Origin of the sequence: Microbacterium sp. SA39, assembly GCF_000967865.1 — a bacterium.
Classification (GTDB): Bacteria; Actinomycetota; Actinomycetes; order Actinomycetales; family Microbacteriaceae; genus Microbacterium.
Genome location: NZ_JXRU01000027.1, coordinates 54279 through 78738 on the forward strand (window position 1 = coordinate 54279; position 24460 = coordinate 78738).

The window sequence follows — 24460 nt, forward strand, 5'->3', positions numbered from 1 at the left end:
CCGACCATCGCGCGGAGCGACGATCGCCGCAATGCGCGGCCAGGTTCGATGTTAACCAGCCAGGCTGAGAAATACCCAGGTGCCACGGTTCATGTCATACTGATCCCGACCCAAAGACGGGTCATGGCGGTTCATTCCGCCACTTCCATCACTACGGATCGTCCGGCACGTACCTGCCGGTGAGGAGAAACAACAATGGCATCTGTCACTTTCGACGACGCGACCCGCCTGTACCCCGGTGGCACGCGTCCTGCAGTCGACAAGCTCAACCTCGAGGTCGGAGACGGCGAGTTCCTCGTCCTGGTCGGCCCCTCCGGTTGCGGTAAGTCCACCTCGCTCCGCATGCTCGCCGGTCTCGAAGAGGTCAACGCCGGCCGCATCCTCATCGGCGACCGTGACGTCACCGACGTCCCTCCGAAGGACCGCGACATCGCGATGGTCTTCCAGAACTACGCGCTGTACCCGCACATGACGGTCGCCGAGAACATGGGCTTCGCGCTCAAGATCGCCGGCGTCAACAAGGAGGAGCGCGCGACCCGCGTTCTCGAGGCCGCCAAGCTCCTCGACCTGGAGGACTACCTGACCCGCAAGCCGAAGGCCCTCTCGGGTGGTCAGCGTCAGCGTGTCGCGATGGGCCGCGCGATCGTCCGTCAGCCGCAGGTGTTCCTCATGGACGAGCCGCTGTCGAACCTCGACGCCAAGCTCCGCGTGCAGACCCGTACGCAGATCGCGTCGCTGCAGCGTCGCCTCGGCGTCACGACGGTCTACGTCACGCACGACCAGACCGAGGCCCTCACCATGGGCGACCGCATCGCGGTCCTCAAGGACGGCCTGCTCCAGCAGGTCGGAACACCTCGCGACCTCTACGAGAAGCCGAACAACGTGTTCGTCGCCGGCTTCATCGGCTCGCCCGCGATGAACCTGTTCTCGGCCGACCTCGCCGAGGGCGGCATCCGCTTCGGCGACGAGGTCGTTCCGCTGGACCGCGACACCGTGGGCCGTGCACACGGCTCGCAGGTCACGGTCGGCGTCCGCCCCGAGGACATCGTCGTCGGCCCGGCCGACGGACGCGGTCTCAAGGTCACGGTCGACCTGGTCGAGGAGCTCGGCGCTGACGGCTACCTGTACGGCCACACTGAGATCAACGGCAAGCGCGCCGACCTGGTCGCACGCGTCGACGGCCGCAGCCACCCGAACGCGGGCGAGACGGTCACGCTCGCAGCATCCGCCGGCCACGTCCACGCGTTCGACATCGAGTCGGGCGAGCGCCTGAACGACAAGCCGGTCGTCTCGGCCTGATCCCACCATACGCGGCGCGGCCGACCTCCGGGTCGCCCGCGCCGCGTCTGCTTTTCCCTCACTTCCCTCCCAGGAGCGCGATGCAGGACTCGCTGCGGATCACCGCGAGCAAGGTCGACCCGGGGCTGCTCGCGCTGCCCTGGTCGACGACTCTCGCGAAGTGGCCGTCCGAGCACATCGTGTCGCTGCCCAAGGGCCTCTCCCGCCACCTCGTGCGCTTCGCCGACCTGTCGGGTCGCGTCATCGCCGTCAAGGAGACGACGGCGGAGATGGCACAGCGGGAGTACGACATGCTCGGCAACCTCGCACGCCTCGACGTGCCGTGCGTCGATCGCGTGGCCGTGATCGCGGGGCGGACGGATGCCGCGGGCGAGCCGCTGCCGGCCGCACTCGTCACCGCGCATCTGCGGTTCTCGATGCCGTATCGCGCCCTGTTCACGAGGGTGCTGCGACCTGACACGGCCACTCGCCTCGTCGACGCCCTCGCGCTGCTGCTCGTGCGCCTGCACAACGTGGGCTTCTACTGGGGCGATGTCTCGCTCTCGAACACGCTCTTCCGCCGCGACGCCGGTGCTTTCGCCGCCTACCTGGTCGATGCCGAGACCGGCGAGTTGCACGAGGAGGGACTGACCGACGGTCAGCGCGTCTATGATCTCGACCTCGCTCGCACGAACATCGCCGGCGAGATCATGGATCTGGCTGCCGGCGGGCGGCTCGAGCACGGGGTGGATGCGGTCGCGATCGCCGACGGCATCGTGTCGTCCTACCGGTCGCTGTGGGCCGAGCTGACCGCGCAGGAGTCGTTCTCGGCATCCGAGACATGGCGCATCACCGAACGCGTGGAGCGTCTCAACGCCCTCGGCTTCGACATCGACGAGATGTCGATGTCGACGACGGGTGACGGCACGGTGGTGGAGATCCAGCCGAAGGTCGTGGACGCGGGGCACCACCAGCGCCGACTGATCCGCCTCACCGGGCTCGACGTGGAGGAGAATCAGGCTCGACGCCTGCTGAACGACCTCGACGAGTTCCGCGCCCGGTCGACCAAGCAGTGGGCAGACGAGGAGATGTACGCGCACGAGTGGCTGACGCGTGTGTTCGAGCCGGTGGTGCGTGCCATCCCCTACGAGCTGCGCACCAAGCTCGAGCCCGCCGAGGTGTTCCACCAGGTGCTCGAGCACCGCTGGTACCTGTCACAGGCGCAGGGACGCTCCGTGCCCCTCGCCGAGGTGCTGACGAGCTACATCAATGAGGTGCTGCGTCATCGGCGCGACGAGGCCACCATCATGGGACCGCCGACCGAGACCATGAGCCTGCCCGTGATCACCGGGAACCTGTCGCTGGCCGCCGACGAGGACGAGGTCGACTGGCGCGACCTGGTCTGACGCCCGCTCAGTAGCCGACGGTGAATCGCTCGTGGTGGTGGTTCCCCTGCTCGATCTCGTCGAGCATGGCGACGGCGAAGTCCGCGCCGGAGATGGACGACTTCCCGTCGGCGTCGCGCACGATCACGTCGCCGCCGTCGCGGTAGTGGCCGGTGCGCTCGCCCTCGGCCCAGGGCCCGAACTGCTCGGCCGGGTGCACGAAGAACCAGTCGAGTCCGGCATCCGTGCTCGAGAGGAAGGCGAGCGAGTCGATGCCGACCTGCGCTTCCGCCTCGTACTCCTCCGGAAAGCCCTGATCGAACAGACGGGGACCGCCCGGGGCCACGAGACTGCCGCCCGCGCCGCCGATCACACCGAGCCGGGTGTCGGTGCCGGTGATCCTCGCGGCGACCTTCTGCAGCGCATCGAGAGCCTTGTCCTCCATGTCGCCGCGCGCGGAGAGCGCCCAGACGACGGCATCCGCGCCCTCGAAGGTCTCGGCGATCTCATCGAGATCGAGAGCCGAGCGCTGCACGTACGCGGCGCCCGCCACCGGGTCGGAGGGTTCCGAGCGCGAGACAGCGATCACGGCGTGACCCCGGCTCACCGCCTCCGCGACGATGTGCCGGCCGGCGTAGCCGGTGCCGCCGAGGACGACGATGCGAGCCATGCGCTTCTCCTAGGACTTCTTCTTCGTACCGCGGACGGTGGCCACTTGGTACAGCGCGACGGAGGTCGCGATTCCGGCGTTCAGCGACTCGGTGGACGCGGAGATCGGGATCGAGACGATCTGATCGCAGGTCTCGCGCACCAGACGCGAGAGGCCCTTGCCCTCGGAACCCGCGACGATCACGACGGGGCGATCGGCGAGCTGCAGGTCCGGGAGCGACACATCTCCGTCGCCGGCGAGCCCGAGGATGAAGACGCCCTGCTTCTTGAATTCCTTGAGCTGCGTGGTCAGGTTCGTCGCCAGTGCGACGGGGGTCCGGGCGACCGCGCCCGCACTGGTCTTCCAGACGGCCGAGTTGACGCCCGCCGAGCGACGCTGCGGCAGGATCACGCCGTGGGCGCCGAAGGCCGCCGCCGAGCGGATGACCGCTCCGAGGTTCCGCGGATCCGTGATGCCGTCGAGGGCGACGAACAGCGGCACCTGGCCACGATCGATCGCCTGCTCCAGCAGATCCTGAGGGTGCGCGTACTCGTACGGCGGCACCTTGATGGCGACGCCCTGGTGCACGCCGTCGAAGCCGGCCATGCGGTCGAGCTCCTGGCGCGTTACCTCCATCACCGGGATGCCGCGGTTCGTCGCGATCGACAGCATCTCCTTGACGCGGTCGTCCATCTCGACGCGCTGCGCGATGTGGAACGCGGTCGCCGGGATCTTGGCGCGGAGCGCCTCGAGCACCGAGTTGCGCCCGGTGACCGTCTCGGCCTCGGAGGTGTTGTCCTTGGCCCGCGCGGACCGGTTCGGGTTGCCGCCTGCGGCCTGCCGCTGGTTGGGCTTGCCCTTGCCGCCGGACGCTGCATAGCGCTCGGCAGCAGCCTTGCGCTTGCCCGCCGGGTGCCAGGCGCGATCCTCGGCCTTCGGGGTCGGCCCGCGGCCCTCGAGCGCCTTGCGTCCGAGTCCGCCGGTGCCCTTGGTCGGGCCCTTCTTGTTTCCCTTGTTCGCGCCGGGGCGCTGTGGCTTAACCATCGATACTCCAATGAGTTCCGGCCGGAGTGTCCTCCAGCGTGATTCCTGCGGCGGCGATCGCGTCACGGATGCGATCCGCGGCCGCCCAGTCCTTGTCTGCGCGCGCCTGGGCGCGCTGGGTGATCATCGTCTGGACGAGGGCGTCCAGCGTCCGGTGCTCGGCGAGGTCTCCGCCGCTGCCCATGAGTTCGTCGAATCCGAGCAGACGCACCATCGCGTCGACCTGGACGAATGCGCGCCATGCTTCCTCGTGATCGTCTGCGTCGATCGCCGTGTTGCCGCGTCGCACGGACTCGTGCAGCACGGCGAGCGCCTGAGGAACGCCGAGGTCGTCGTCCATCGCGGCCGCGAAGGCCTCGGGGACCCCGCCGAACTGCGACTCCTCCGGAGCGCCGGGGAGCGACCGACGGACCCGGGCGATGAAGGTGGCGATGCGTCCGAGCGCAGCATCCGCTTCACTCCACGACGATTCGGTGAGGTCGAGGCTCGAGCGGTAGTGCGCGGAGGCGAGCGCGTAGCGCACGACGAGCGGCTCGTACTGCGCGAGGACGTCGGCGGCGAGGGTGAAGTTGCCGAGCGACTTCGACATCTTCTGCCCGTCGACGGTCACCAGGCCGTTGTGCACCCAGTAACGGGCGAACGCGTCGCCGGCCGCGGTCGACTGGGCGAGTTCGTTCTCGTGGTGGGGGAAGCGCAGATCGAGACCACCGCCATGGATGTCGAACTCGGCGCCGAGGTAGCGCTTCGACATCGCAGAGCACTCGATGTGCCAACCGGGGCGCCCGAGGCCCCAGGGCGAGGTCCAGGTCGCGTCGGCCGGCTCTTCGGGCTTCGTGCCCTTCCAGAGCGCGAAGTCCTGAGGGTTGCGTTTGCCCCGGGGGTCCGCGTCCTCCGCGGCCTCCATCGCGTCGATCGACTGGTTGGTGAGCTCGCCGTAGGTCGGCCAGGAGCGGACGTCGAAGTACACGTCGCCGGAGCCGTCGGGAGCAGGGTAGGCGTGACCACTCTCGATGAGCGTGGTGATCATCTCCTGCATCTGCGGCACGGATGCCGTCGCCCGCGGCTCGTACGTCGGAGACTGAATGCCGACACCGGCATATGCGGCCGTGAATTCCTGCTCCATCCGGTAGGCGAGCGCCCACCACGGCTCGGCATCCGTCGCGTTGGCCAGAACCTTGTCGTCGATGTCGGTGACATTCCGCACGAAGGTGACCCGGCCGTACCGGTGTGCGAGCCAGCGCCGCAGCAGATCGAAGCTGAGCGCCGCACGAACGTGGCCGATGTGGGGGCCGGACTGCACCGTGGGTCCGCAGACGTACATCGTGACGTTCTCGGGATCGAGAGGCACGAAGTCGCGCAGCTGCTGTGCGCGGGTGTCGTAGAGGCGGAGTGTCACCGCTCAAGCCTACTCGGGCGCGGCTGAACGGCCGTCGGGCTCCGACGAATCGCGGATCATGTGACGAATCGCGGACGGATCGCGCGGACTACTCCGCGAAACGTCATACGGTCCGCGAATCGTCAGGTACGACCAAGGCGACCGCAGTCACCGCGATGCCCTCACCCCGACCCGGGAACCCGAGGCCGTCGGTCGTCGTAGCCGTGACCGACACAGGCGCCCCGTCGAGAGCCCCAGACAGCACTGCTTCCGCCTCGCCCCGGCGTGCGCTGAAGCGCGGGCGGTTCCCCTGGAACTGCACCGAGACGTTTCCGATCGAGAATCCGGCTTCCGCCAGCAGTTCACGGGTACGCCCGAGGAAGACCTCGGCGTGCGCTCCGGCATACTCCGGATGCGCGGTGCCGAAGTGCTCGCCGATGTCACCGAGGCCGGCGGCGCCGAGGAGGGCGTCCACGATCGCATGCGCGACCGCGTCGCCGTCGGAGTGTCCGGACAGCGCCTGCTCCCCCGGCCATTCGAGGCCGGCGAGCCAGAGGTCACCCTCGCCGCCGAACGCGTGCACGTCGGTTCCGATGCCGATACGCGGCATCCGGATCGGCGTCACGGGGCGGATGCCGGTCGGCGCCGAGGTGGCGGAGGAGGTCCCGGACGCGCCGAGAAGATGCCGCGCGCGCTCGAGATCGTCGGGAGTGGTGATCTTGAACGCTCGGGCTGAGCCGTCGACACGGATGACCCGATGGCCGGATGCCGCGAACAGCGCCGCATCGTCGGTGTATTCGACCCCGGAAGCGAGCGCGGCGGCGTATGCCTCCTCCAGGAGCACCCGCGGGAAGCCCTGCGGGGTCTGCGCGGCGGCCAGTTCCGACCGGTCGACCGGCCCGACGACCGTGTCGTCGGCGTCCACCCTCTTGAGCGTGTCGACCACGGGGAGCGCGGGGATGACCCCCGTGTCGGCCGTCACCGCCGCCGCGACCGCGTCGATCTGGGCCGACGGCATGAGCGCTCGTGCGGCGTCGTGCACGAGCACCGTCGTCACGTCGCCCCAGAGGGCAGCGAGTCCCGCGGCGACGGACTGCTGACGCGTGGCGCCGCCGGCGACGACGCGACCGAGGTCGCGCCTGTCCCCCGCAGCAGCGTCCAGTTCGGCCTCGGCATCGCCCTCGTGTCCCGCGGGCGCCACGACGATCACCTGGGCGGGCGCAGCAGCGAAGACGCCGTCGAGCGCATGGCGCAGGATCGAGTGCGCATCGATGCCGACCAGCGCCTTCGGCGCTCCGGCGTCGAGGCGGGTGCCGGAACCTGCGGCGACGACGATGATCGCGGTGTGAGGAACGGGGAGCAGAGTCACCGTCTCACGCTACCGCGTGGCCGGGGACGACGAAGGGGCGGATGCCGCAGCATCCGCCCCTTCGATCGATTCTCAGATCTGCAGCACGCTCAGGAAGCGAGGACCTCGTCGAGCAGAGCGCCCGCCTTGTCCTCGTCGGTCTTCTCGGCCAGCGCGAGCTCGGAGATGAGGATCTGGCGAGCCTTCGCCAGCATCCGCTTCTCACCCGCGGAGAGCCCGCGGTCCTGGTCACGACGCCACAGATCGCGCACGACCTCGCTCACCTTGATGACATCGCCGGAGGCGAGCTTCTCGAGGTTCGCCTTGTAACGACGCGACCAGTTGGTCGGCTCTTCCGTGAACGGCGCACGCAGCACCTCGAACACATGGTCGAGGCCCTCCTTGCCGATCACGTCGCGAACGCCGACCAGGTCGACATTCTCAGCGGGAACCTCGATGATGAGGTCTCCCTGCGTGACGTTGAGCTTCAGATATTTCTTCGCCTCACCCTTGATGATGCGTTCCTTGACCTCGATGATGGTCGCGGCGCCATGGTGCGGATAGACGACTGTCTCGCCAACCTCAAAAAGCATAAAAACGTGTCCTTTCGGCAACCTCAAGGATACCACAGCGAATATGCGCTAAGGTTCGCGCCTCGGCGTCCCGAAGGCTCCGGCCGCATACCCGTAGAATGGTTGCGGATATCCCGCCGGACCTCAGGAGGACCCGTGAAATCGCGCCTTGCCGCGTCTGCCGCCATCAGCGCCCTCGTTCTGCTCGGCGCGACGGGGTGCACCTTCATCTCACCCCAGGCCACGACGATCGAGTACTCCGCGTCCGACGGCGTGAACGTGTCGGACGCTGACGGCCCCCTCGACGTCCGCAACGCCTTCATCGTCGCCACCGAAGACGGCTCGGTCGGCAATTTCGTCGGCGCCATCGTGAATCCGACCGACGAGAAGGCCACGCTGACGATCGCCCTCGCAGGAATCGACCCGCTCACGATCACCGTCCCCGCCGAGAGCACGAAGAGTCTCGGCGCCGAAGACGGCGAGGAGCCCTTGCGCATCGTCGATCTCGACACCAAGCCCGGCGCGACCGTCGAGATCCACTTCCAGTCGGGCGACTCCACGGGCGTCAAGACCGAGGTGCCCGTCCTCGACGGCACCCTCCCCTACTACGCCGACCTGGTGCCCGACGTGAGCGAGCGCGCGCCGCAGCCGACGCCCACGCCGACGCCGACGGACACCGCGGCACCTGCCCCCGAAGACTGATCCGTCACAGACGCGACGAGAGAGGCCGGCACCCCACGACGGGGGCCGGCCTCTTCTCATCTGTCTGCGCTCAGCCCTCGAAACGGTATCCGAGGCCCCGCACCGTCACGAGCATCACGGGCTCGCTCGGGTTCTCCTCGATGCGGGACCGGATGCGCTTGATGTGCACGTCGAGGGTCTTCGTGTCGCCGAAGTAGTCGCTCCCCCACACCCGGTCGATGAGCTGGCCGCGGGTGAGCACGCGGCCAGAATTGCGCATGAGCACCTCGAGCAGCTCGAACTCCTTGAGCGGCATGTTGATCTGGGCCCCGGCGACCGAGACGGTGTGGCGATCGATGTCCAGCGAGACACGGCCGCCGTCGAGCACCCGCTCATCGATCTCGCTGTCGGCCTGAACGACCCGTCGGAGTACGGCCCGCATGCGGGCGAGCAGCTCGCGCGAGGAGTAGGGCTTGGTGATGTAGTCGTCGGCACCCAGCTCGAGGCCCACCACGATGTCCACCTCGGAGTCCTTGGCCGTGAGCATGATGATCGGCACGGCGGAGGTGGAGCGGATCTGCCGGCAGACCTCCGTGCCCGGCATCCCCGGCAGCATCAGATCGAGGAGCACGATGTCGGCGCCCCGCTCGCGGAAGGCGGTGAGTGCGCCCGGTCCGTCTTCGGCGATCTCCACCTCGTATCCTTCGCGGCGCAGCAGGTAGGCGAGCGGGTCGGCGAGGTCGGGCTCGTCTTCGACCAGAAGGATGCGGGTCATGCTCTCTCTCCGTTTCGAACGCGGGCGGATGCAGCGGCTTTGGCCGCCTTGCGCGCGCGCTTCTTCTTGCTCTTCTTGTCCGGGTCGGCGTGCCCGGGGGTGTCGATCCGGGGAAGCCGGATCGTGAAGGTCGATCCGCGCCCGGGTCGGGACCACAGGCGCACCTCGCCGCCATGGCGCTGGATCGCGTGCTTGACGATCGACAGTCCGAGACCGGTGCCGCCGGTACGCCGCGAGCGGGCTTCATCGGCGCGGTAGAAGCGTTCGAAGATGCGCTCGCGATCGGCTTCGGCGATGCCGATCCCCTGATCGGAGACAGCGATCTCGACCACGTCGCCGTCCGCCTTCACGCCCACACCCACGCGCGACCCGCGAGGCGAATACACGATCGCATTGGCGATCAGGTTGCCGACCGCCTCGACCAGGATCTGCGAATCACCGCGCACCCAGACCCCGCGGTCGCCGCCCCGGGCGAGTTCCACACCGGCGGAGTCCGCCTGAACGACGTGCGCCTCGATGGAGGAGGCGACGACCTCGTCGATCGACACCGGGCCGACCTCCGTCAGGCCGTCCTCGGCCTGCAGCCGCGACAGACTCATGATGCGGCCGGTGAGCTGACCGAGGCGGCCCGCCTCGGCGGAGATGCGCGCGGCGAAGATCCGCACCTGCGCGGGGTCGTCGGCCGCCGACTCGATGGCCTCGGCGAGGAGGCTGACCGCGCCGACCGGGGTCTTCAGCTCGTGGCTCGTGTTCGCGACGAAGTCGCGGCGCATCTGATCCAGACGCTCCTGCTCGGTCACGTCGCGGATGATCAGCAGCACGAGGCGTGCGCCGATCACGCTCGCGCGAGCCGAGACGAGCCGGGGATCGAGGCTGAGCCCTCCCCGCGTGATCCGGAAGGATTCGGTCTTGGAGCCGCCCGCGGTCTTGACACCGCGGACGAGCTGGCGCAGCTCGGGGTTGTCGAGCGCCGAGCCGACCTCGATGCCGAAGCGCGTCGCGGCGTGCGAGGTCGCGAGGACGAGACCAGACGAATCGACGACGCATGCCGCGTCGTCCATGCTGCCGAGCACGTCGTTGATGCCGGCCGGGATCTCGAGCGAGGTCTCCTCCTCGGCACGCGCGCGGGCCCGGTAGGCCCACACCACGAGGAGGGAGAGGCCGATGCCGATCACCAGCCCGATGGCGAGTGAAGACAGCGCGAGCTGCGGCAGGGTCATGACACCAGCGTAGAGTGCGTTCACCGCTGTTTCGGCGAGTTTCTGCGGCCTGACGGTAACGCGAGAAGTACTATTCACATGCTGGGCACCGTTCGTTAACCTTCGGAGCACACAATCTTCTCGGGCCTGTGCGGGAGCGCAGACCTGCTCCGTGCGGACGAACCGCCGTCTCGCGCCGTCTTCACAGCCGAGATCCGAATGAAAGGTGCGCCCCACCATGCGCGAAGTCTTCCACCAGTCCCTCGAGGACCTGCAGAGCCGCCTCGTCGAGATCGCGGACCTCGTCACCGTCGCGATCGACAAGGCGACGCGCGCCTTCGCGACCAGCGATGTGGCGTTGGCGGAAGAAGTCATCGCCGACGACGCCAAGATCGACGCTCTGGCCGCCACCCTCGACGAGCAGGCCATCGAGATCCTCGCTCGCCAGCAGCCCGTCGCCCGCGATCTGCGCATCGTCGTGATCGCCCTGCGGGCGAGCGCTTCCATCGAGCGGATGGGCGACATGGCCGAGCACATCGCCCAGCTGGCCCGTCTCCGCTTCCCCGAACGCGCCATCCCGAAGGGCCTCAAGGGCACGTTCGTGAAGATGGGCGAGCTCGATGTCGAGGTCGCGCGCACCCTGTCCGAGCTGCTCCGCACCGGCGACCTCCGTCTCGCCGACGCCATCCGCAACGCGGACGACGACGTCGACGAGCTGCACGCGAGCGTCTTCGAGAAGGTGCTCAGCGACAACTGGAAGGGCGAGGCCACGGCCACCGTCGACGCCACGCTGGCCAGCCGGTACCATGAGCGCTTCGCCGACCACGCGGTCGCGGTCGCCAAGAAGATGGTCTACCTCGCCACGGGCGACTGGCAGGTGTCCGAGGCCGAGATCGCCCTCGCGGTCGAACAGCAGCAGGAGCTCGGTCACGCCTGACCGACCGAGAACGACGAAGGGGCGGATGCTGTCGGCATCCGCCCCTTCTCTGTGTCCGAGGACCTACTTCTTGCCCTGCGCGGCCACGGCGGCGGCGCCTGCGGCAGCGGCCTCCGGGTCGAGGTAGCGTCCGGGGCCGGTCGGAACGTTGTTCTCGTCCAGCTCGTACACCAGGGGGATGCCGGTCGGGATGTTGAGTTCGGCGATGTCGTCGTCGCTGATGCCCTCCAGGTGCTTCACGAGGCCGCGCAGCGAGTTGCCGTGCGCGGTCACGAGCACGGTCTTGCCCGCTTCGAGGTCGGGAACGATCGCGCTGTCCCAGTACGGCAGCAGGCGGTCGATCACGAGCTTCAGCGACTCGGTGCGGGGCACCTCGCCGTCGATGCCGGCATACCGCGCGTCGTTCACCTGGCTGAACTCGCTGTCGTCGTCGAGCACGGGCGGCGGCACGTCGAACGAGCGGCGCCACAGCTGGAACTGCTCGGGGCCGAACTCCTCCAGGGTCTGTGCCTTGTCCTTGCCCTGAAGCGCACCGTAGTGGCGCTCGTTGAGACGCCAGGAACGGGTGACCGGGATCCAGAGGCGGTCAGCGGCGTCCAGCGCGATGTTCGCAGTCTGGATCGCGCGGCTCAGCAGCGAGGTGTGCAGCACGTCGGGGAGGATGCCGGCCTCGGCGAGCAGCTCGCCGCCCCGACGGGCTTCCTTGACGCCCTGCTCGTTCAGGCGGACGTCCACCCACCCGGTGAACAGGTTCAGTTCGTTCCACTCGCTCCGGCCGTGGCGGAGCAGGATCAGTGTGCGCGTCGCAGTCATGCCGTCAGTTTATCCGTGACCGCCGCTTCGGATTGGTCTGCGGGCGCCTCAGAGCGAGAGGATGGACGCATGGCGTCATCTCCCCTCGGTCGGCCGACGCGCGGCACGACCGGGACGAACCGCTTGCGTCGCAACGACCGATGGATCGCGGCGAGCCCGGTGTTCCGACGCGCCGTCGATCCGCTCGTGGTCGATCTCGGCTACGGCGCGAGCGGAGTCACCGCTCTCGAGCTGAGCGCGCGCCTGCGACGCACCCGGCCGGATGCCGAGGTGCGAGGCCTCGAGATCGATCCGGTGCGCGTCGCGACCGCCGACGCACAGCTCGCGGAGGTGCGCGCGGGTCGCACCCCTTTTCCCGCCGATCTCCGGGTCTCGTTCGCGCGGGGCGGGTTCGAGGTGCCCCTGCCCGACGGCCGACGGCCGGCCGTGATCCGGGCGATGAACGTGCTCCGCCAGTACGACGAGGAGGACGTGCCCGCAGCCTGGCGGACGATGGCCGCGCGACTGGCTCCCGACGGTCTCCTCGTGGAGGGCACCTGCGACGAGAACGGACGCGTGGCGAGCTGGGTCGACGTGCAGCGCGACGGCGCACCGGTGCGCTTCACGATCTCGCTGCGCCTCGCCGAGCTAGAACACCCGCACATCGTGGCGGAGCGGTTGCCGAAGGCGCTCATCCATCGCAACGTCCCTGGCGAACGGGTCCACGAGTTGCTGGTCGACCTCGACCGCGAATGGGCGCGGGCGGCGCCGCTCATGACGTTCGGCGCCACGCAGCGCTTCCTCGCGGCGGTCACGGCGCTGCGGGACCAGGGCTGGCCGGTGATCGGCGGGCGCACGCGATGGCGACTGGGCGAGCTGACTCTGCCCTGGGGCGCGGTCGCTCCCGCCGAAAGCTGATCGGCGCGGCCCCCCCCGGTCGTCGAGCGAGCGAAGCGAGACGAGACGTCTATGCGTCGCGGGGATCCGGAGCGGACGGTCGTCGCGACAGTCGGGTGAGACGCGGGATGTCGGCGGTGGCCCCGGCATCCGCGGGGACGATCACCTGCTGCGCGGCGGCGATGTCGATCCCGTCGGCGCGCACGGTCAGATCGCCGGTCGGCGCGCGACGGGCGAGGATCGCGAGGGCGATGGGACCGTCTTCGTGATGGCGGGCGACCGACGTCACGTGACCGATCTCATCGTCGCCCGCGAACACGGGGGAACCCGGTTCCGGCAGCACGGCATCGCTGCCGTCGAGCTGCAGGGCGGCGAGGCGGCGCGGCGGGTGACCGAGGTTGTGCACCTTGGCGACGGTCTCCTGGCCGCGGTAGCACCCCTTGCTCAGGTGCACGGCCGTGCGGATCCAGTCGGACTCATGCGGGAGCGACCTGTCGTCCACCTCGGCGGCCCACCGCGGACGCCAGGCCGCGATCCTGAGCGCTTCGGCCGCGAGGAGACCTGCGACGGAGTCGGGATCGAGCGCGGCCGACAGTTCTGCCGCGGCATCCGGCGAGAGGATCGCCACGCGCCAGGCGAGAGCGGTACCCGGGTGGTCGACGACCTCGGCGTACTGGTGACCGCCGAGTGCAACCTGCTGCCAGGGGTCTTCCCACACGAGTGGGAAGCGTTCCTGTGCCGCCGCGGCCGTGTGCACCGCGCGAGCGGCCGAGCCGCCGTCGACGAAGCCGATCAGCACGAGGTCGGGCCGCACGTCGACGGTCGCGTGCGTGCGGAACTTCATCCGCGTCAACCAGGTCGCGAGAGCATCGGCATCCGCCGCGTCCGCGATCAGCCAGGTCGAGGTGCCGTCGTCCACGACGCCGGCGGCGTGTTCGACGCGGCCCTGCGGGTCGAGGACCAGCAGTTCGGTGCTGTCGCCCGCGGTGAGGCGCCCGACCGACTGCGAGGTGATCGAGTCGAGCCAGCCGAGTCGCTCTGGACCCGCGACCTCGATGACCGTGCGGTCAGCGAGCTCGACGACGGCGTCACCCGCGGCGAGACGGCGCTGTTCACGGACCGGATCGCCGAGGTGCGCGACTCCGTGCTCACCTGCCACGGCTCCGGGAAGACTTTCGAACAGACTCATGCCGGATGCCGCCCGTCTCAGACCTTGGCCAGTCGCGCGGAGGCGTGCGCCCGCAGCGGAGTACCCAGGGCCGCGATGTCCCACGCCCAGAGAAGGTGCGCGTCGACGAGGCCGTACATGCGCGAGGCCGCGCCGTACTCCTTCGTGCCGGCGGAGCGGACGACGGCGTCCGACGAGATGTCGACGCGGGGGCCGTCGATCTGGCCGACGTAGAACTCCAGCATCCCGTCGGAGTGCGCGAGGGAGACTTCGATGGGGAATCCGCCGTTCTCGCCGCGGAGTGCCTCGACGTCATCGGCTGTACGGGTGACGGTCGACGCTTGCGGCGGCAGCAATGCGGGTCCGGCGTCGGCCGCCGTCGCCGGGCGAGCGAGACGCCAGAAACCGGTCTCGGCGGTCAGCGGGATGGACACCGCCTGATCTTCCCCGGTGAAGGTCGCGGTCGACGAGTAATTGAGGAACGGCCCGCCGTCATGACTGAAGCTGATCCGCTGGGCGAACTCACCCTGCAGGCGCTCGTCGCCGACGGGATAGTCGATGACGCCGGATCCCTCCCACACGCCGATCAGCCACGCGAGCGGGGCGAGGTCGGCGGGGAGGTCGGTGGGGAGTTCGATCACGATGCGTCAGCGCTGGCCGCGGAAGAGGTTGCGCAGCACCACTGCCGAGACGAAGACGATAGCGAGGCTCGCGAGGCCCAGCAGGCCGATGTAGAAGATTTCGAGCGCCATGAGATCCATGCCTCCACCATACCGCGCAGGGCGGCCACCCGGCTCGGCCGCGACCCTCAGGAGGGCAGCAGAGCGGCGATGCCGAAGCCGATCGAGATGAGCCCCATGAGCAGCAGCGCGCCTGTCACGCTGCTCGCGACGCGGAAGATGAACCCCTGCGTGTGCCCGTACCAGAGCTGCACGGCGAACGAGAGGAGCACGATGCCGCCGAAGACGACCAGCATCCAGGGCACCCGCCATTCCTCAGCCACGAAGATGCCGACGGCCACCGTCGCGACGAAGGCGGTCGCCCAGACGACGACCACGCCGACGAGAGCATTACGCGGTGCGAGGGCTGGTTCGGACATGACTCCATTGTTGCGCATCCCTGCCGGTATCATGGCGGCACGGCGTCGACCCCCGCGCCGGTGAGGAGTGCGCGTGGCCCTGGTGCTGGTTCTGACCAACGCTCCGCTGACGGAGCAGGTCCTGCCCGCCCTCGAACTGCTCAGTCACCGCGTCCGCCAGATCCCGGCGGAACCGGCGCAGCTCGTGAGCGCGCCGGACTACGACGTCGTGGTCGTCGACGGCCGGCACGACCTCGTCGGAGCGAAGTCTCTCTGCCGGCTGCTGCGTGCCACCGGCCAGGATGCCCCGCTCCTCCTGGTCGTCACGGAGGGCGGCATGAGCGCGCTGTCCGGCGACTGGGGCATCGACGACGTCCTGCTCTCCACCGCAGGCCCCGCCGAGATCGACGCGCGCGTCCGACTCGGGCTCGCCCGCCGGGATGAGGTTGCGGAACCCTCTCGGGTGCAAGCATCCGGCGTCACGATCGACGAGCAGTCGTACTCCGCCAAGCTGCGGGGCAAGCCGCTGGACCTCACCTACAAGGAGTTTCAGCTGCTGCACTTCCTCGCGACCCACCCGTCTCGCGTCTTCACCCGTGAGCAGCTGCTCAGCGAAGTCTGGGGATACGACTACTTCGGCGGTACCCGCACCGTCGACGTGCACGTGCGGCGCCTCCGCGCGAAGCTCGGAGACCAGGAACAGATCATCGGCACGGTGCGCAACGTCGGCTACCGGTTCAACGTCTACGAGGACGAGACCGTGGCGGCTGCCAGCCTCTGACGGCTCGCTCCGTTCACACGCGCGTCACCTCGCGGTGCTTAGATGTACCCCATGATCGATCCCGCTCTCACCGACGCAGGTCTCGGTGACGCTGAAGACGACGACTTCGACGCTGTCGAGTCGCCGGACGCCCTTCTTCCCGACCACCGGTACCTGGACCGCGAGCTGAGCTGGCTGGCTTTCAACCAGCGCGTGCTGGAGCTCGCCGAGGATCCGTCGCTGCCCGAGCTGGAACGGGCGAACTTCCTGGCGATCTTCGCGAGCAACCTCGACGAGTTCTTCATGGTCCGTGTCGCGGGGCTGAAGCGCCGCATCATGACCGGTCTCGCCGTTCCCACCAACATCGGCCGCTCTCCCGTCGACGCGCTCGCCGACATCTCGCGAGAGGCGCACGCACTGCAGCTCCGCCACGCGGCGGCCTGGACCGACCTCGTCCGCCCCGCCCTCGCCGACGCCGGCATCGAGATCACCGACTGGTCCGAGCTCACCGAGGGCGAGCGCTCCAAGCTCTCCGAATACTTCGGCGCGCAGGTGTTCCCCGTGCTGATGCCCCTGGCCGTCGACCCGGCCCACCCGTTTCCGTACATCTCCGGCCTCTCGCTGAACCTCGCGATCCGCATCCGCAATGCCCGCACGGGCCGCCAGGAGTTCGCGCGCCTCAAGGTGCCGCCGATGCTCCCTCGATTCGTCGAGGTGCCCGGTCACGGCGAGATCAAGCGGTTCCTGCGCCTCGAGGAGCTCATCGCCAACCACCTGGGCGACCTCTTCCCCGGCATGGAGGTGCTCGACCACCACGCCTTCCGGCTCACCCGCAACGAAGACGTGGAGATCGAGGAGGACGAGAGCGAGAACCTCATCCAGGCGCTCGAGGCCGAGCTCCTACGCCGCCGCTTCGGCCCGCCGATCCGCCTCGAGATCACCGACGACATGGACGAGGTCACGATGGACCTGCTGGTCCGCGAGCTCGACATCACCGATCTCGAGATCTACCGCCTCCCGGGGATCCTTGATCTGCGGGGACTCTTCGACCTTTCCCGCATCGACCGGCCCGATCTGCGCTACCCGCCGCACCTGCCGACCACGGCCGTCGCCTTCCAGCCGACGGGGTCGAACTCGCGTGCCGACATCTTCAAGGCGATCCGCAAGTCCGACGTGCTCGTGCACCACCCGTACGAGTCGTTCACGACGAGCGTGCAGGCCTTCCTCGAGCAGGCCGCTCGCGACCCGCACGTGCTCGCGATCAAGCAGACGCTCTATCGAACCTCCGGCGACAGCCCGATCGTGCAGGCGCTCATCGACGCGGCCGAATCGGGCAAGCAGGTGCTCGCGCTGGTCGAGGTGAAGGCCCGTTTCGACGAGGCGAACAACATCGTCTGGGCGCGCAAGCTCGAGAAGGCCGGTGTCCACGTCGTCTACGGCCTGGTGGGCCTGAAGACCCACTGCAAGCTCGCCCTCGTGATCCGCGAGGAAGACGGCAAGCTTCAGCACTACTCGCACGTCGGCACCGGCAACTACAACCCGAAGACCAGTCGCATCTACGAGGACTTCGGCCTGTTCACCGCTGATGCGCAGGTCGGCAAGGACCTCACACGACTGTTCAACGAGCTCAGCGGATACGCGATCGAGAAGAAGTTCAAGCGGCTGCTCGTCGCCCCCCTCCACCTGCGCAAGGGCCTGGTGCGCCAGATCGACGCGGAGCGCAAGAACGCCGAGGCCGGCAAGCCCGCGCACATCCGCATCAAGGTGAACTCCATGGTCGACGAGGAGATCATCGACGCGCTCTACCGCGCGAGCGCCGCGGGCGTGAAGGTCGAGGTCTGGGTGCGCGGCATCTGCAGCCTGCGCACGGACCTCGACGGGATCAGCGACAACATCACGGTGCGCAGCATCCTCGGCCGCTACCTCGAGCACTCGCGGATCTTCGCGTTCGAGAACGACGGCGACCCGCAGGTGTACATCGGCAGCGCCGACATGATGCACCGCAACCTCGACCGCCGCGTCGAGGCGCTGGTGCGGGTCTCCGACCCCGCGCACCTGAAGGAGCTGCTGTCGTTCTTCGACCTGGCGATGGATGCCGGGACCACCTCGTGGCACCTCGGCGCCGACGGCGTGTGGACGCGCCACGCCGAGGACGCCGATGGCAAGCCGTTCATCGACCTGCAGGATAAGACCATGGGGTTGATCCAGCGGCGCCGTCGCGCACGGGCCTCCCGATGACAGTCGGGCAGGAGCAGCACGGCCGCGCCGCGAGGACGCCCCCGCCGGCCTCGAAGTGGACCGACAAGGCGGTGTACGCCGCCGGAGCCGTCGTCTGGCGCGTGATCGACGGCAAGCTCCGCATCCTGCTGATCCACCGCACGAAGTACCGCGACGTCACGCTGCCCAAGGGCAAGGTCGACCCGGGCGAGATGCTCGCCGAGACGGCCGTGCGCGAAGTCCTCGAGGAGACCGGCATCCGGGTCTCGCTGGGCGTTCCCGTCGGCGTGAGCCGCTACCACCTGGCGTCGCAGAAGCAGAAGGTCGTGCACTACTGGGCAGCCGAGGCGACCGACGCGGCCATCCGCGAGTCGACATTCGTCCCCAACCGCGAGATCGCGGCTGTGGAATGGGTGAGCGCGAAGAAGGCACGGGAGCGCCTCAGCTACCCCGTCGACCTCGAGATCCTCGACTTCTTCACGAACCTCGTCGACGACGGAGTGCTGCGCACGTTCCCGCTGATCGTGCTGCGCCACGCGAAGGCGCTCTCCCGTTCGGAATGGGACGGTGCGGATGCCGCACGCCCGCTCGCCGAGCGCGGGAAGAAGCAGGCGGCGTCGATCGTCGGTCCGCTGCGCGCCTTCGGCCCCCGCAAGCTCGTGACCAGTGACGCGGTGCGATGCGTCGAGACGGTCCGCCCGCTCGCCCGCGCCCTCGACCGCAAGTTCGTGACGACGGAGAAGATCAGCCAGGACGCCTGGGAGTACGGCACCTCGGACCTCCGCTCGGTGGTCGGCCGTCGAGTCCGATCCGGGAAGCCGGCGGTCCTCTGCAGCCACGGACCTGTCCTCCCCGGCCTGCTGTCGGAGATCGCGCTCGCGACGAGCACGATCCAAGGTTCGTACCTCAGCAGCGCCGCCGACCTCGAGCCCGGTGCGTTCTCCGTCGTGCACCTCTCGGCCACCAACCCCGGTTCCGGCCTCATATCCATCGAGACGCATATTCCCAAGGTGTGACGCCCGCGCGTCCCCAGCAGCCGCCTGGGTCCACCCCAGAGAGTCGTCCGTCGTTCACCTCCCGTTCACCTGCGCGGGAGAGTCTCGTAAACCGCCGCGCTTAGCGTCACTGTGTGCCCTGCACCGGGCCCCACCCTCCAAGATCGAAGGATCCACAGTGAAGATCTCCCGAATCGCACGTATCGGCGCCATCGGCGCCGTGGCCGCTCTCGCACTCGCCGGCTGTGCCGCGAACGAAGGCGGCACCGGCGGCTCCAGCGAAGAGCCCTCTGAGTCCACCCTCTCCGGCACCATCGACGCGACCGGCGCGTCCTCGCAGGCAGCAGCCCAGGAGGCCTGGGTCGCCGCATTCCAGACGGCCAACCCCGATGTGACCGTCAACTACGAGCCCACCGGCTCCGGCACCGGCCGCGAGAACTTCCTCGAGGGCGGCAGCAACTTCATCGGCTCCGACCGTGCGTTCGACGACGAAGAGGTCGCCGCAGGCGGCTTCGGCGCCTGCGCGAGCGACGACATCGTCGAGGTCCCGCTGTACATCTCCCCGGTCGCCGTGGCGTTCAACCTCGAGGGCGTCGACATGCTGAACCTCGATGCCGCCACGATCGCGGGCATCTTCGCCGGCACGATCAGCAACTGGAACGACCCGGCCATCGCCGCTCTGAACGACGGCGTCGAGCTTCCCGACCTGGCGATCTCGCCGGTGCACCGCTCCGACCCCTCGGGCACGCAGGAGACGTTCACCAAGTACCTCAGCGCCACCGCGGGCGACGTCTGGACCTACGAGCCGGCCGACGTCTGGCCGATCCAGGGCGGCGAAGCCGCCCAGGGCACCTCGGGTGTCGTCCAGGCCATCAGTGCCGGCAACGGTGCGATCGGCTTCGCGGACGCCTCGCAGGTCGGCGACCTCGGTCAGGTCCACGTCGGCGTCGGCGAGGAGTTCGTCCCGTACTCCGCCGAGGCCGCCTCGAAGCTCGTCGAGGCTTCGCCGCTGGTCGAGGGCCGCGGCGAAGCCGACCTCGTCTTCGACGTCGACCCGGCATCCGCTGCCGACGGCGCCTACCCGATCGCCCTGGTCAGCTACCTGATCGGCTGCGAGCAGTACGAGGACGAGAACGTCGCCGCGCTCGTGAAGGAGTACTTCTCCTACATCGCGAGCGAAGAGGGCCAGACCGCCGCCGCCGACAACGCCGGCAGCGCCCCGATCTCGGAGAGCCTGCGCGAGCAGGTGGTCGCCGCGATCGACCTGATCCAGGTCGGCTGACCCCGCCCACTCGCTGACAGCGGTGCCCCTGCGTCCGAACGGACGCGGGGGCTCCGCCGGGTCAGCACCCGCTCCATCTCGACCCGGCCCGAAACAGGGAGATCATGAGCACGACCGCGCAGGCGCCGACACCGACACCGGCACCCCCCACGGCGCCGCCCGCGCCGATCAAGGCGAAGCAGCGACTCGGCGACCGGGTCTTCTCGGGCACCGCGCTCGGGGCGGGGGTGGTCATCCTCGTCGTCCTGGTGCTGGTCGCGGCCTTCCTCGTGATCCAGAGCCTCCCGGCCTTCCAGCTCGACACGACCGACAACCACATCCTCCGCGGCGAGTCCTTCTGGACCTACGTGGGGCCGCTCATCTTCGGCACGCTCTGGGCGTCCTTCATCGCACTGCTGATCGCCGCCCCGATCGCGATCGGCATCGCCCTCTTCATCTCGCACTACGCCCACCGCCGGCTCGCGTCCTTCCTCGGGTACATCATCGACCTGCTCGCCGCGGTCCCCTCGGTGGTCTTCGGCCTCTGGGGCGGCCTGGTCCTCGCACCTCTCCTGCAGCCGATCTACGCCTGGCTGAACACCAACGCGTCCTGGGTGCCGTTCTTCCAGGGCCAGGTCTCCTCCACGGGTAAGACCATCCTCACCGCGGCCCTCGTACTCGCCGTGATGTGCATCCCGATCATGACGGCCATCTGCCGCGAGGTGTTCCTGCAGACTCCGAAGCTCCATGAGGAGGCCGCGCTCGCGCTGGGCTCCACGCGCTGGGAGATGGTGCGCATGGCCGTTCTCCCCTTCGCGCGGGGCGGCATGGTCTCGGCGGCGATGCTGGCTCTCGGACGCGCGCTCGGCGAGACCATGGCTGTGACGATGGTGCTCTCGCCCTCCGCGGTCGTCAGCTTCCTGGTGCTCACCTCGACCAACCCGACGCCCATCCCCGCAAACATCGCGCTCGCCTTCCCCGAGGCGAACGGCGTCGGGGTCAACACCCTCATCGCGACCGGTCTCATCCTCTTCATCGTGACCTTCGCGGTCAATGCGCTGGCGCGATGGATCGTCGCCCGCCGCGCCGAGTTCTCGGGAGCGAACTGACATGACCACCCTCACCGCAGCTCCCGTCACGCCGCACACGGCCGTCCTCACCTCCGGCAAGCTGCCGAAGTGGGCTCCCTGGGCACTCCTCGGCGGATCCTTCGCCATCTCGGCCGCCGTGTTCGCGGTCGCCGCTGCCGGCGCGGACCTGGCCGACTTCAACATCGCGGGTGCCGCGATCGTCGGCATCCTGCTCTACATGGTGATCATCACGGTGATCTCGTCGATCGTCGAGAGCCGGCGCAAGGCCGTCGATCGCCTCATGACCGCGCTGGTCGCCACCGCCTTCCTGATCGCCCTGCTCCCCCTGATCTCGCTGCTGTGGACTGTGGTCGTCAACGGGATCGGGCGCTTCGACGCCGAGTTCTTCAGCAACTCGATGCGCAACGTGATCGGTGACGGCGGCGGCATCGTGCACGCGATCTGGGGAACGGTGCTGATCACGCTCACGGCGACGATCATCTCGGTGCCGATCGGGCTGATGACCTCGATCTACCTGGTCGAGTACGGTCGCGGGACGCTCGCCAAGGGGATCACGTTCTTCGTCGACGTGATGACCGGCATCCCCTCGATCGTGGCCGGCCTCTTCATCTACGCTGTCTTCGCGGTGGTGATCGGCCCGGGCATCTCGATGGGATTCATGGGTGCGCTCGCTCTCGCGGTGCTGATGACCCCGGTCGTCGTGCGAGGCAGCGAGGAACTGCTGAAGATCGTCCCGAACGAGCTGCGCGAGGCGTCGTACGCACTGGGCGTGCCGAAGTGGCTCACGATCCTCAAGGTGGTGCTGCCGACGTCGATCGCCGGCATCACGACCTCGATCATGCTCGCGATCTCCCGCGTGATCGGCGAGACTGCCCCGCTGCTGCTCACTGCCGGCTTCACCCAGAGCCTGAACACGAACATCTTCGACGGTCAGATGATGACCCTGCCGGTGTTCGCCTACAACCAGTACATGAACCAGGGCACGAACCCGGACGCGTCGGTCGCGCGCGCCTGGGCCGCCGCCCTCACCCTCATCCTCATCGTCATGGTGCTGAATCTGCTCGCGCGTCTCATCGCGAAGCTGTTCGCCCCGAAGATGTCCGGCCGCTGAGCGCCCGACCACTCAGAACAGGAACCCACGTGTCCAAGAGCATCGAAGTCAACGACCTCAACGTCTACTACAGCAGCTTCCTCGCGGTCGAAGGGGTGTCGCTCGACATCCAGCCGCGCAGTGTGACCGCGTTCATCGGCCCCTCGGGCTGCGGCAAGTCCACCTTCCTCCGCACGCTCAACCGCATGCACGAGGTCATCCCCGGCGCCCGCGTCGAGGGCGAGGTCCTGCTCGACGGCAAGGACCTGTACGGCCCCGGCGTCGACCCGGTGCTGGTGCGTCGTCAGGTCGGCATGGTCTTCCAGCGGCCGAACCCGTTCCCCACGATGTCCATCAAGGAGAACGTGCTCGCGGGCGTGAAGCTCAACAACAGCCGCATGTCGAAGAGCGATCAGGACGCCCTCGTCGAGCAGTCGCTCACCGGCGCGAACCTGTGGAACGAGGTCAAGGACCGTCTCGACCGCCCGGGCTCCGGCCTCTCCGGCGGCCAGCAGCAGCGTCTCTGCATCGCGCGGGCGATCGCCGTCTCCCCCGAGGTTCTGCTGATGGACGAGCCCTGCTCGGCCCTCGACCCGATCTCGACCTACGCCATCGAAGAGCTGATCGGCGAGCTGAAGAACGAGTTCACGATCGTCATCGTCACCCACAACATGCAGCAGGCGTCGCGGGTCTCGGACAAGACGGCGTTCTTCAACATCGCCGGCACGGGAAAGCCCGGCAAGCTCATCGAGTACGACGACACCACGTCGATCTTCACCACCCCGTCCGTGCAGGCCACCGAGGACTACGTCTCCGGTCGCTTCGGATGAGCTGACCGCTCAGCGAAGAGGGGTCCGGATGCTCTGGCATCCGGACCCTTCTCTTTGGCGTCAGTCGCTTCGCATCAGTCGCTTCGCGTCAGTCGCGCGGTGACAGGAGGTACGCGTTGAGCTCGTCCGTCAGCACTTGATCCACGGGTAGGGAAGCGCCGTCGATCGCGGTGATCGCTGCGGCGAGGCGCACGCTCGACACGAGCCACGCGGCATCCGCTCGGGGAAGATCGGATGCCGGGATGCGCTCGTACCCCACTACGAAGCCGCGCGCCGAGAGGTGCTCGTAGACGCTGAGCTGCGTAGTGCCGTGCAGGATGCCGCCGGTCGGGGCCGGCGTCACGAACCGGTCTCCGAACCGCAGGATGAGCGACGCGGTCGGGGCCTCGAGCACGAAGCCGTCGCTGGACAGGAAGATCGCGTCGTCCGCGCCCCTGCGGTGGGCCTCGCGGAGCGCTGCCATGTTCACGGCGTAGGAGAGCGTCTTCGCGCCGAGCAGCAGCCACGGCGCCCGCTCCGCCGCTCCCAGGTCGTATCCGCGATCCAGGGTGACCACCCGCACTCCCTCGGCCCGCATCCGCGAGAAGTCGGATGCCGGAGCCGCAGTGACCCAGGCGGTCGGGGTCGGCCCGTGCTCGACGCCGCGGCTGAGGATGAGCTTGATCACGGCCTCTCCGTCAGCGCATCGGGAGGCAGCCTGATCGATCGCCTGACGCCACTGCGCGAGGTTCGGCGCCGGCAGGTCGCACAGCTGCGCCGAGTGCGCGAGCCGCTCGAGGTGAGGAACCACCTCCTGCGCGTGGCCGTCGATCACGCCGATCGACTCGAACACGCCGTCACCGCGCTGCGTGCTGAGCTCTCCCACGCTCAGTGCGGGGGCCGCGGCATCCACGGCTGTCAGGGTGTCGCCGTAGTCGGAGCGGTCCACGCCCTCCGCGAGCGGGTCAATCATCAATGCGAAGCGCCGATTCATGTTCTGAGCCTACGGTCAGGAATAGCCTCGGCGCTCTCGCGTTATAATCGAATGGCCGGGCCGCA

24 protein-coding genes are annotated in these 24460 nt (G+C 68.6%); 12 read left to right on the forward strand and 12 right to left on the reverse strand.

Translation table 11 applies throughout. From position 1 onward, the window contains the following. The first annotated feature begins 195 nt into the window (after positions 1-195). Together RS85_RS04140 and RS85_RS04145 are read left to right on the forward strand one after the other, a co-directional pair. Complete coding sequence (locus RS85_RS04140) at positions 196-1299, forward strand: ABC transporter ATP-binding protein (protein WP_046012162.1); 1104 nt, start codon at positions 196-198, stop codon at positions 1297-1299. A gap of 80 nt (positions 1300-1379) precedes the next feature. Then, positions 1380-2684 carry a DUF4032 domain-containing protein gene (locus RS85_RS04145; protein ID WP_046012163.1) on the forward strand — a complete coding sequence of 435 codons (1305 nt, stop codon included), beginning with the start codon at positions 1380-1382 and terminating at the stop codon, positions 2682-2684. A gap of 7 nt (positions 2685-2691) precedes the next feature. On the opposite strand, the gene RS85_RS04150 is transcribed toward RS85_RS04145, so the two are convergent. The 5 genes from RS85_RS04150 to RS85_RS04170 all read right to left on the reverse strand — a co-directional run bounded on the left by RS85_RS04150 (position 2692) and on the right by RS85_RS04170 (position 7672). After that, the gene (locus RS85_RS04150; RefSeq protein ID WP_046012164.1) at positions 2692-3333 is read right to left on the reverse strand and encodes an NAD(P)-dependent oxidoreductase; all 642 of its coding nucleotides are present in this window, start codon (positions 3331-3333) and stop codon (positions 2692-2694) included. Between the two features lie 9 nt (positions 3334-3342). Beyond that, a complete protein-coding gene (rlmB, locus tag RS85_RS04155) occupies positions 3343-4356 on the reverse strand; it encodes a 23S rRNA (guanosine(2251)-2'-O)-methyltransferase RlmB (RefSeq protein ID WP_046012165.1) in 1014 nt (337 codons plus the stop codon). Then, complete coding sequence (cysS, locus tag RS85_RS04160) at positions 4349-5752, reverse strand: cysteine--tRNA ligase (protein ID WP_046012166.1); 1404 nt, start codon at positions 5750-5752, stop codon at positions 4349-4351. Before cysS ends, rlmB begins: the two co-directional genes overlap by 8 nt. A gap of 103 nt (positions 5753-5855) precedes the next feature. Then, the gene (gene ispD / locus RS85_RS04165) at positions 5856-7100 is read right to left on the reverse strand and encodes a 2-C-methyl-D-erythritol 4-phosphate cytidylyltransferase (protein ID WP_046012167.1); all 1245 of its coding nucleotides are present in this window, start codon (positions 7098-7100) and stop codon (positions 5856-5858) included. Between the two features lie 89 nt (positions 7101-7189). After that, positions 7190-7672: a CarD family transcriptional regulator gene (locus tag RS85_RS04170; RefSeq protein ID WP_017201416.1), complete on the reverse strand. Its 483-nt coding sequence runs from the start codon at positions 7670-7672 to the stop codon at positions 7190-7192. Positions 7673-7807: 135 nt separating this feature from the next. On the opposite strand from RS85_RS04170, the gene RS85_RS04175 reads away from it, so the two are divergent. After that, positions 7808-8353, forward strand: coding sequence for a restriction endonuclease subunit M (locus RS85_RS04175; protein ID WP_046012168.1), 546 nt, complete (start codon positions 7808-7810; stop codon positions 8351-8353). 70 nt (positions 8354-8423) lie between these two features. On the opposite strand, the gene RS85_RS04180 is transcribed toward RS85_RS04175, so the two are convergent. Both RS85_RS04180 and RS85_RS04185 read right to left on the reverse strand, forming a co-directional pair. Beyond that, positions 8424-9107, reverse strand: coding sequence for a response regulator transcription factor (locus RS85_RS04180; RefSeq protein ID WP_046012169.1), 684 nt, complete (start codon positions 9105-9107; stop codon positions 8424-8426). Further along, on the reverse strand, positions 9104-10327 hold the full coding sequence (locus RS85_RS04185; RefSeq protein WP_046012231.1) for a sensor histidine kinase: 1224 nt from the start codon (positions 10325-10327) through the stop codon (positions 9104-9106). The genes RS85_RS04180 and RS85_RS04185 overlap by 4 nt, the downstream gene beginning before the upstream one ends. A gap of 217 nt (positions 10328-10544) precedes the next feature. Here RS85_RS04185 and phoU point away from each other — a divergent pair, with 217 nt between their 5' ends. Then, the gene (gene phoU / locus RS85_RS04190) at positions 10545-11243 is read left to right on the forward strand and encodes a phosphate signaling complex protein PhoU (protein WP_046012170.1); all 699 of its coding nucleotides are present in this window, start codon (positions 10545-10547) and stop codon (positions 11241-11243) included. 63 nt (positions 11244-11306) lie between these two features. Here the strand turns inward: phoU and RS85_RS04195 are convergent, their stop codons facing one another. Next, complete coding sequence (locus tag RS85_RS04195; protein ID WP_046012171.1) at positions 11307-12056, reverse strand: phosphoglyceromutase; 750 nt, start codon at positions 12054-12056, stop codon at positions 11307-11309. Between the two features lie 69 nt (positions 12057-12125). Here RS85_RS04195 and RS85_RS04200 point away from each other — a divergent pair, with 69 nt between their 5' ends. Then, positions 12126-12953: a class I SAM-dependent methyltransferase gene (locus RS85_RS04200; RefSeq protein ID WP_046012172.1), complete on the forward strand. Its 828-nt coding sequence runs from the start codon at positions 12126-12128 to the stop codon at positions 12951-12953. Positions 12954-13002: 49 nt separating this feature from the next. On the opposite strand, the gene ygfZ is transcribed toward RS85_RS04200, so the two are convergent. The 3 genes from ygfZ to RS85_RS04220 form a co-directional block, all read right to left on the reverse strand. After that, positions 13003-14121: a CAF17-like 4Fe-4S cluster assembly/insertion protein YgfZ gene (gene ygfZ, locus RS85_RS04205; protein WP_046012173.1), complete on the reverse strand. Its 1119-nt coding sequence runs from the start codon at positions 14119-14121 to the stop codon at positions 13003-13005. Positions 14122-14138: 17 nt separating this feature from the next. Then, on the reverse strand, positions 14139-14741 hold the full coding sequence (locus RS85_RS04210) for an FABP family protein (RefSeq protein WP_046012174.1): 603 nt from the start codon (positions 14739-14741) through the stop codon (positions 14139-14141). Between the two features lie 167 nt (positions 14742-14908). Beyond that, positions 14909-15199: a hypothetical protein gene (locus tag RS85_RS04220; RefSeq protein WP_046012232.1), complete on the reverse strand. Its 291-nt coding sequence runs from the start codon at positions 15197-15199 to the stop codon at positions 14909-14911. A gap of 73 nt (positions 15200-15272) precedes the next feature. Here RS85_RS04220 and RS85_RS04225 point away from each other — a divergent pair, with 73 nt between their 5' ends. The 7 genes from RS85_RS04225 to pstB all read left to right on the forward strand — a co-directional run bounded on the left by RS85_RS04225 (position 15273) and on the right by pstB (position 23422). After that, on the forward strand, positions 15273-15959 hold the full coding sequence (locus tag RS85_RS04225) for a winged helix-turn-helix transcriptional regulator (protein WP_046012176.1): 687 nt from the start codon (positions 15273-15275) through the stop codon (positions 15957-15959). Positions 15960-16010: 51 nt separating this feature from the next. Further along, complete coding sequence (locus RS85_RS04230) at positions 16011-18176, forward strand: RNA degradosome polyphosphate kinase (RefSeq protein ID WP_046012177.1); 2166 nt, start codon at positions 16011-16013, stop codon at positions 18174-18176. Beyond that, positions 18173-19171, forward strand: a complete 999-nt coding sequence (locus tag RS85_RS04235) for an NUDIX hydrolase (RefSeq protein ID WP_082087487.1) — start codon at positions 18173-18175, stop codon at positions 19169-19171. The genes RS85_RS04230 and RS85_RS04235 overlap by 4 nt, the downstream gene beginning before the upstream one ends. Before the next feature lie 157 nt (positions 19172-19328). After that, entirely contained in the window at positions 19329-20432 is a 1104-nt protein-coding gene (locus RS85_RS04240) for a phosphate ABC transporter substrate-binding protein PstS (RefSeq protein WP_046012178.1), read from the forward strand. 104 nt (positions 20433-20536) lie between these two features. Continuing rightward, a complete protein-coding gene (gene pstC, locus RS85_RS04245) occupies positions 20537-21520 on the forward strand; it encodes a phosphate ABC transporter permease subunit PstC (protein ID WP_082087488.1) in 984 nt (327 codons plus the stop codon). A gap of 1 nt (position 21521) precedes the next feature. Continuing rightward, positions 21522-22613: a phosphate ABC transporter permease PstA gene (gene pstA / locus RS85_RS04250; protein ID WP_046012179.1), complete on the forward strand. Its 1092-nt coding sequence runs from the start codon at positions 21522-21524 to the stop codon at positions 22611-22613. Between the two features lie 29 nt (positions 22614-22642). Further along, the gene (gene pstB / locus RS85_RS04255; RefSeq protein ID WP_046012180.1) at positions 22643-23422 is read left to right on the forward strand and encodes a phosphate ABC transporter ATP-binding protein PstB; all 780 of its coding nucleotides are present in this window, start codon (positions 22643-22645) and stop codon (positions 23420-23422) included. An 88-nt stretch (positions 23423-23510) separates the two neighbouring features. On the opposite strand, the gene RS85_RS04260 is transcribed toward pstB, so the two are convergent. Continuing rightward, positions 23511-24395, reverse strand: a complete 885-nt coding sequence (locus tag RS85_RS04260) for an aminodeoxychorismate lyase (protein ID WP_046012181.1) — start codon at positions 24393-24395, stop codon at positions 23511-23513. Positions 24396-24460: the final 65 nt, after the last annotated feature.

Bases quoted from the DNA above. Each gene is read 5' to 3' on its own strand.
- RS85_RS04140 (WP_046012162.1), top strand. From the start codon at position 196: ATGGCATCTGTCACTTTCGACGACGCGACCCGCCTGTACCCCGGTGGC.
- RS85_RS04145 (WP_046012163.1), top strand. From the start codon at position 1,380: ATGCAGGACTCGCTGCGGATCACCGCGAGCAAGGTCGACCCGGGGCTG.
- RS85_RS04150 (WP_046012164.1), bottom strand. From the start codon at position 3,333: ATGGCTCGCATCGTCGTCCTCGGCGGCACCGGCTACGCCGGCCGGCAC.
- rlmB (WP_046012165.1), bottom strand. From the start codon at position 4,356: ATGGTTAAGCCACAGCGCCCCGGCGCGAACAAGGGAAACAAGAAGGGC.
- RS85_RS04170 (WP_017201416.1), bottom strand. From the start codon at position 7,672: ATGCTTTTTGAGGTTGGCGAGACAGTCGTCTATCCGCACCATGGCGCC.
- RS85_RS04180 (WP_046012169.1), bottom strand. From the start codon at position 9,107: ATGACCCGCATCCTTCTGGTCGAAGACGAGCCCGACCTCGCCGACCCG.
- RS85_RS04185 (WP_046012231.1), bottom strand. From the start codon at position 10,327: ATGACCCTGCCGCAGCTCGCGCTGTCTTCACTCGCCATCGGGCTGGTG.
- phoU (WP_046012170.1), top strand. From the start codon at position 10,545: ATGCGCGAAGTCTTCCACCAGTCCCTCGAGGACCTGCAGAGCCGCCTC.
- RS85_RS04195 (WP_046012171.1), bottom strand. From the start codon at position 12,056: ATGACTGCGACGCGCACACTGATCCTGCTCCGCCACGGCCGGAGCGAG.
- RS85_RS04200 (WP_046012172.1), top strand. From the start codon at position 12,126: ATGGCGTCATCTCCCCTCGGTCGGCCGACGCGCGGCACGACCGGGACG.
- ygfZ (WP_046012173.1), bottom strand. From the start codon at position 14,121: ATGAGTCTGTTCGAAAGTCTTCCCGGAGCCGTGGCAGGTGAGCACGGA.
- RS85_RS04220 (WP_046012232.1), bottom strand. From the start codon at position 15,199: ATGTCCGAACCAGCCCTCGCACCGCGTAATGCTCTCGTCGGCGTGGTC.
- RS85_RS04230 (WP_046012177.1), top strand. From the start codon at position 16,011: ATGATCGATCCCGCTCTCACCGACGCAGGTCTCGGTGACGCTGAAGAC.
- RS85_RS04235 (WP_082087487.1), top strand. From the start codon at position 18,173: ATGACAGTCGGGCAGGAGCAGCACGGCCGCGCCGCGAGGACGCCCCCG.
- pstC (WP_082087488.1), top strand. From the start codon at position 20,537: ATGAGCACGACCGCGCAGGCGCCGACACCGACACCGGCACCCCCCACG.
- pstA (WP_046012179.1), top strand. From the start codon at position 21,522: ATGACCACCCTCACCGCAGCTCCCGTCACGCCGCACACGGCCGTCCTC.
- RS85_RS04260 (WP_046012181.1), bottom strand. From the start codon at position 24,395: ATGAATCGGCGCTTCGCATTGATGATTGACCCGCTCGCGGAGGGCGTG.